General features: G+C 41.6%; 4 protein-coding genes. 1 reads left to right on the top strand and 3 read right to left on the bottom strand.

All coding sequences use genetic code 11. The features are described from left to right. Positions 1 to 70 precede the first annotated feature (70 nt). Complete coding sequence (locus tag VB797_RS15760; protein ID WP_323238651.1) at positions 71 to 1,546, top strand: leucyl aminopeptidase; 1,476 nt, start codon at positions 71 to 73, stop codon at positions 1,544 to 1,546. Positions 1,547 to 2,031: 485 nt separating this feature from the next. Here VB797_RS15760 and VB797_RS15755 read toward each other — a convergent pair whose 3' ends face one another. The 3 genes from VB797_RS15755 to VB797_RS15745 all read right to left on the bottom strand — a co-directional run bounded on the left by VB797_RS15755 (position 2,032) and on the right by VB797_RS15745 (position 5,942). After that, entirely contained in the window at positions 2,032 to 3,102 is a 1,071-nt protein-coding gene (locus VB797_RS15755; RefSeq protein ID WP_323238650.1) for a TIGR00730 family Rossman fold protein, read from the bottom strand. 611 nt (positions 3,103 to 3,713) lie between these two features. Then, entirely contained in the window at positions 3,714 to 5,312 is a 1,599-nt protein-coding gene (locus VB797_RS15750) for a DUF4335 domain-containing protein (RefSeq protein ID WP_323238649.1), read from the bottom strand. Positions 5,313 to 5,336: 24 nt separating this feature from the next. Beyond that, entirely contained in the window at positions 5,337 to 5,942 is a 606-nt protein-coding gene (locus tag VB797_RS15745; protein ID WP_323238648.1) for a DUF3038 domain-containing protein, read from the bottom strand. Between the last annotated feature and the right edge of the window lie 58 nt (positions 5,943 to 6,000).

Genomic DNA, 6,000 nt, shown 5'->3' with positions numbered 1-6,000 from the left:
TTAATCCCTCAGTCCAAAATGCGAATTTTGAGCAATACTGGTACAAGTAAAGTCACTAGTTGGATACGAAATGGAAATTGGAGCGAGTAATACACCGCTTTCAGATTGGTCTGGAGATGGTTTAGCAGTAGGATTATTTGAAGATGGATTAGAGTTAACTGGCGATTTGGCTGCTTTGGATCAAAAGCTAGCCGGTGGCTTAAAAGAATTAATAGAAGACGAAGAATTTAAAGCAAAACCTAACAGTAGTGCTTTTACCCGCTTAAGTGGTGGTAATTCTATTCGTAAAGTTATGTTAGTGGGCTTGGGTAAAGCTGAAACCTTAAACCTTGAAACTTTAAGACGTGCAGCCGCAACAGTAGCGAAGTTAGCCAAAAAGCAGCATTGCAAGTCTTTAGGCATCAGTTTACCAGTTTGTCATGATGACCCAGCACAAACTGCCCAGGCGATCGCCGAAGGTGTACAGTTAGCGCTTTACCAAGATAACCGTTTCAAGTCGGAGCCAGAAGAAAAAGAAACACAGGTAGAAACCGTAGATTTACTAGGTTTTGGCGGACAAGAAGCTGCCGTAACCCTTGCCAATCAAATAGCTTCAGGAGTAATGCTGGCGCGGGAATTAGTCGCAGCCCCAGCTAATGAGTTGACCCCAGTAACTATGGCGGAAATAGCTCAAACTATAGCTGACGAACACGGTTTAGAAATAGAAATTCTGGAAAAAGAAGAATGTGAAAAACTAGGTATGGGGGCTTTTTTGGGAGTAGCGCAAGCTTCCGATTTGCCTCCAAAATTTATTCACCTCACCTATAAACCCCAAGGTACCCCCAGACGTAAATTAGCCATAGTTGGTAAAGGTGTCACATTTGATTCTGGTGGATTAAATATTAAAGGTGCTGGTAGCGGTATTGAAACCATGAAAATGGATATGGGTGGTGCTGCGGCTACCTTGGGAGCTGCTAAAGCAATTGGTCAACTCAAGCCAGATGTAGAAGTTCACTTTATATCTGCCGCTGCTGAAAACATGATTAGCGGACACGCTATGCATCCCGGCGATATCCTTAAAGCTTCTAACGGTAAAACTATCGAAGTTAATAATACTGACGCTGAAGGACGTTTAACCTTAGCGGATGCGTTAGTATTTGCCGATAAATTGGGAGTAGATGCGATCGTTGATTTAGCAACTTTGACAGGAGCTTGTATCGTTGCTCTAGGAAATGAAATTGCCGGGTTGTTTAGTCCTAGCGATGAATTAGCATCCGAATTACAGAAAGCTTCTGAAAGTGCCGGGGAGAAATTCTGGCGAATGCCGATGGAAGAGAAGTATTTTGAAGGATTGAAATCTGGTATTGCCGATATGAAGAATACCGGACCTCGTGCGGGTGGTTCGATTACTGCATCTTTGTTTTTGAAGCAGTTTGTCAAAGATACCCCCGCTTGGGCGCATTTAGATGTTGCCGGTCCCGTGTGGACTGATAAAGATAACGGCTACAATCCCTCTGGTGCAACGGGTTTCGGTGTGCGGACTTTGGTTAATTGGGTTCTTAGCTAACTGTTTATTTAGTTTTTATGGTGGGCATTTATTTGTCCACCGTTGAATTAATCTTAATCACATGATTACGTATGTTTTAACTTGGCACCCTGTTCTCTTATATTTCACATAATTTATAGAATAAATGAAGGCGTATTCCGCTTAAAGCTTGAAAGTGAATGAATATCTCGACTGATATTTAACATAGAATTAATTATGCATCAAATTTGCACTAAATTTAATGCTAACAAATTATCTAAGTTTTTAGTTTTAGAGAAAATTCATCTCGTGTGGGATGGGCTTCTAACCCGTCAATTGCCACCGGAGGTAAAACCTCCTGAAACAGCATTCCCAGCCTGGAGGCTGGGAACGAGTCAACGAGTCACTTGAGATTACCTATTTTAGCCCGTGAAGACGGGCTTTGTTTTTGTAGCCCCAGACTTCTAGTCTGAGGGCAGATTGAGGACGAACATTTGAGATTAATGCCCAAGTACCCATGCCCAAATTTACTTCCTTTCGGGATGTTGGGCATCTTCCACCGAAGGATGTCCCATTTGGTTAATTGCTGCAATCATCTGATACAAGCGTCCCAAATCCCTTTGATTGAAGTACAGCAGCAGCCTGGGAAGCCCAACTGCTTCGTCTGCTCCTTCTTGTGGTAAAGTCTGACTTTTCTCAATTTGCCCTTTCAGTAAAATGCTGCTGAATTCGGTATTTAGCTTTTCTACTTCCGCATCAGATAACTCCGACTTTAAGCGAATCACTAGGCGATCGCTAACGTAGCGGCTGGAGTGATAAACTTTGAAAAATTGAGTTATGGCATCACAAGCAACTTCTAAATTATCTGTAACGGTATACAAACTTGGGTCTTCAGGACTTACCAGACCTGTTTCAACTAACTGCTTATTAATATATTCGCTCCAAGACTTCCAGTAATCACCACCGGGATGGTCAATCAAAACTAATGGCACTGGTCCAAATTTACCAGTTTGACTCAAGGTCATGCACTCGAATGCTTCGTCTTGAGTGCCGAAACCACCGGGGAATAAGGCTACTGCATCGCTCTCTTTAAGCAAAAATAACTTGCGAGTAAAGAAATATTTAAAATGAATTAATTTATCATCACCCTGAATAATCGGGTTGGCTTCTTGTTCAAAGGGTAGCTCAATATTCAAACCAAAAGAGTTTTCCCGTCCGGCTCCTTCGTGTCCGGCGTGCATTATCCCACCACCACCACCAGTTATAACCATAAATCCTAATTCAGCCACGCGGCGACCAAAATCTCTTGCCATCTTATAATCTGGTGTCTCTGGTGATAAACGTGCCGACCCAAATATAGTCACTTTACGAACGTGTCGGTAGGCATGAAACAACTGAAAACCCCGTTCCATATCTGCCAAAGATGACGATAAGATTTTCCAATCTAGCCGGTCGATTTCTTCTTCTTCAGCAAGCCGCAATAAAGTATTTAAAGCCTGGTAGATATATTTCCGATTTTTTAATTTCGGTAAATTTTCGATTAACTTAACAATATCCGTTTGCAGATGATCTGATGTCACAAAATCATTGGAGGTCATAACAGTTGCCGCCAAAATAACATTATAATTTACTTAAGTTTTTTGTAGAAATTATTCGCCCCTTTCGCGGCGTTTATAGTCCACAATCTTTTATTTTTAGCTTTTCTAATCCTTTCATGGGATGGTATTTATACTTATTAATTCGTTGCCAATAGAATGTAAAACATCATTATTAGCTAACAATTAATAAATAGCAATTCAAGCAGAAAAAAACAGAATTACTTTTTCACATTAAAAAGCACCTCTGGTTGATAAAACCAAGGCGCTGGAGACGGTCGTCGTCACCAACCTATGCCGTTACAGTTAAATTGATCTATATAGATTTTTATTTAAAATGTCAAATGTAAGCATATTGGTACTTATGTATCTATAGTAATATTTTGTAGCTCCAAAAGTTGCATTTTAAACTTAACTCAATTTGTATCACTCACGCAAGCTAAACACTGACTTGTTCTATTTTCAAATCCCATTTATAAAATTTTGATTGTAAATAAAAACGATTAACACTATTTTTATTAACCGGGTTTCTTTATTAATAATTCAGCTTTCCCTGATTTAGCGATTCTGAAGAAACCCGGTTTTTTACTGACATAAAGGTCAAAGTGCTTCCTCTAATCCGTTTCAGGGAAGGCTTGTACTTGACCGTTGGGTTTAAAGACTGCACGTACTCTTACATTTTGTCCGTTTCGGCTAGGAGAAACGAAGGGTTGACCAATTTCTGGAATCCCAGCCTTCTCTACATAATCTCTTGCAGCTTTTCCTAAAGGAAGAATTTGTTCGAGCGCACCATCGACACCTACTGTCAAGCTGTATTGTAAAGGCTCTTTTAAACCATTAGGTGGCTGCCAGCGTTGTTTCAAGTAACTTCTTACTTCCGCAACTTGATTGGTATCAAATAAGGTTTCGCTGTTGGCTGCGGTTGTTGTTGATTTGCGATCGTTATTCGCTGGAGTTGCCGTGCGACTCTCTCTTAGCTGTGCGGCTAAATCGCGATCAAGTTTAGTAGGATTTGTCAGCGCACCTTGATTATTGTTTTGAGGTGCAGATGCCTGTTTTGAAGGAGGAAGTATGGGAATTACTGGACTAGTCGGGTTAATCAGTGGCGGTAAACTAGTTGATGGAATTTGAGAAGGCAAGCTAGTCTTACCTTTAGAAGATGTAGAACTGTTTGTCCCTTGAGTTTTCCCAGATGAAGAATTTGGTGTTAGAGAAAGTGTCGATCCTCCAGTTCCGGGTTTTATCGTAGTACTACCACCTAAACTACTGCTACCTGACGGCGGTAAGGGAATAGTTGAACTACTGTTAGGATTAGAAACTGAGGGAAAAGTACTACCTGGAGTTGTCCCTAATGTCGGATTAGGAGATGCTAAGGAAGATGGTACATTAGGAACGCTTAAACCAGAACCTAAAGTTGGTAGCGGCGATGCATTCGGTAAAGGTGTAAGCAAAGAATTAGGTGTTGGCAATGGCGTTAACAAAGGTGTAGGAGAAACATCACTACCAATTTCTTTGTTTGCTGTTGCCACGGTTTCACCCGTCTTCCTTTGTTCTCGAAGTCGATTAGCATATTGATAGGTTATTGGCATCAAACCTAAACCTAATACTAGTACCGCTGCAACAGGTGCCCAAGCAGGGATTGCAAAGCTGTTTCTGCGCCTTTGAGTAACCGTAGGCATTGCAACAACATCAGCTACATATTCATCTAAAGCAGTTGCTAAATCAAATAATTGCAGCAAACTCAATTGAATTGAAGAACCACGAACTTGCGAAGCTAAGGAGCCAAGAAACAATTGATGGGTCAAATGGCTGCTTGGTTTCAAATAGATATTTCCTCTAGAAGCAAATTCGTTTCTAAAATTAGAAATATCTGGTTGTGAGTTGTTAACATCCTCTACTACTGTAGTTTCAGATGTTTTTCTGGCAGAATGTGCCTCAACTCTAGAAGCCCAGAAACTTTCTGGTGACTGTTGCAAGATGTCCTGCACGTAATTTGAAACTGCCGTATATAAAGCTTCCAATTGGTCCCGGTCGCCTTGAACTACGATTTTTTCTGCTTCTGGTTGTCGCGGGTCGTCAAAACTAAGATTAAATCTGACCTGCTTGAGAACGGATTTACCCATCCAACGCGACAAAGGAGAACTTTGCGCCAAAACTTCTAACGTGCAGGTAGGCGGCGTATACCGACGAATCACTGAATTTGATAGAGGCATGGCAGTAAATGCGTCTTGGACATTTTAAAATTTTGTTGAACGATCTATAAGTGCTAGCCAGAGACGGCGATGTCCGCCGGAACCACTATAGAAAACTAAATCTATCAGCAGTTTGAGTGCAAAATTCGTAAGTGTATCTGTGGAGATTTTCTCCAAATCTTCCATCCGCTCTTGGTAAGTATTGCAGAAAGCATCGATGTAATCTCCTAGTAAAGGAGAGAAATGAGGTTCGCGGTTGTTCAATGCTTGCTGTTCTAGCAAGTCAACAGCACGACGAATTAATTCTTGGTGCTGTTTGGCAAGATAGCAAGTAATCAAAACTAGCGATCGCGCTTCCTCTACATCTAATTTTTTTCTGCCTCCTTGACCTTTACGTATGGGATTAGACTGGCGCAGTCGCCACAGCGCCACCCGGTCTGGCACTCTTGATTCTAAATTAAGATTGATTGCCGCAGAGAGCATTGCCTCGGAACCGATGCCCGTCAAAGCTTCTAGCGCCAACAACACCAAATCAATTTGGGCTTTGATATCGTCCCATTGAATGGATGTCGGGGCGGCAATGTTAGTTAAATCCTCCCACTGGGAACTTATAGTGGGTGAATCGCCAGCAGAGTGCATAACTTTAAGCATAGGTGATCGGACTGGTAGGGACTGTTGCTGTTACCCATTTTGAAACCAGACTGCCAAC

It is taken from the genome of Rivularia sp. UHCC 0363 (assembly GCF_034931125.1).
Lineage (GTDB): Bacteria > Cyanobacteriota > Cyanobacteriia > Cyanobacteriales > Nostocaceae > Rivularia.
The sequence above is the reverse complement of the archived record's forward strand: the minus strand, read 5'-3'. Positions and strand labels throughout refer to the sequence as shown.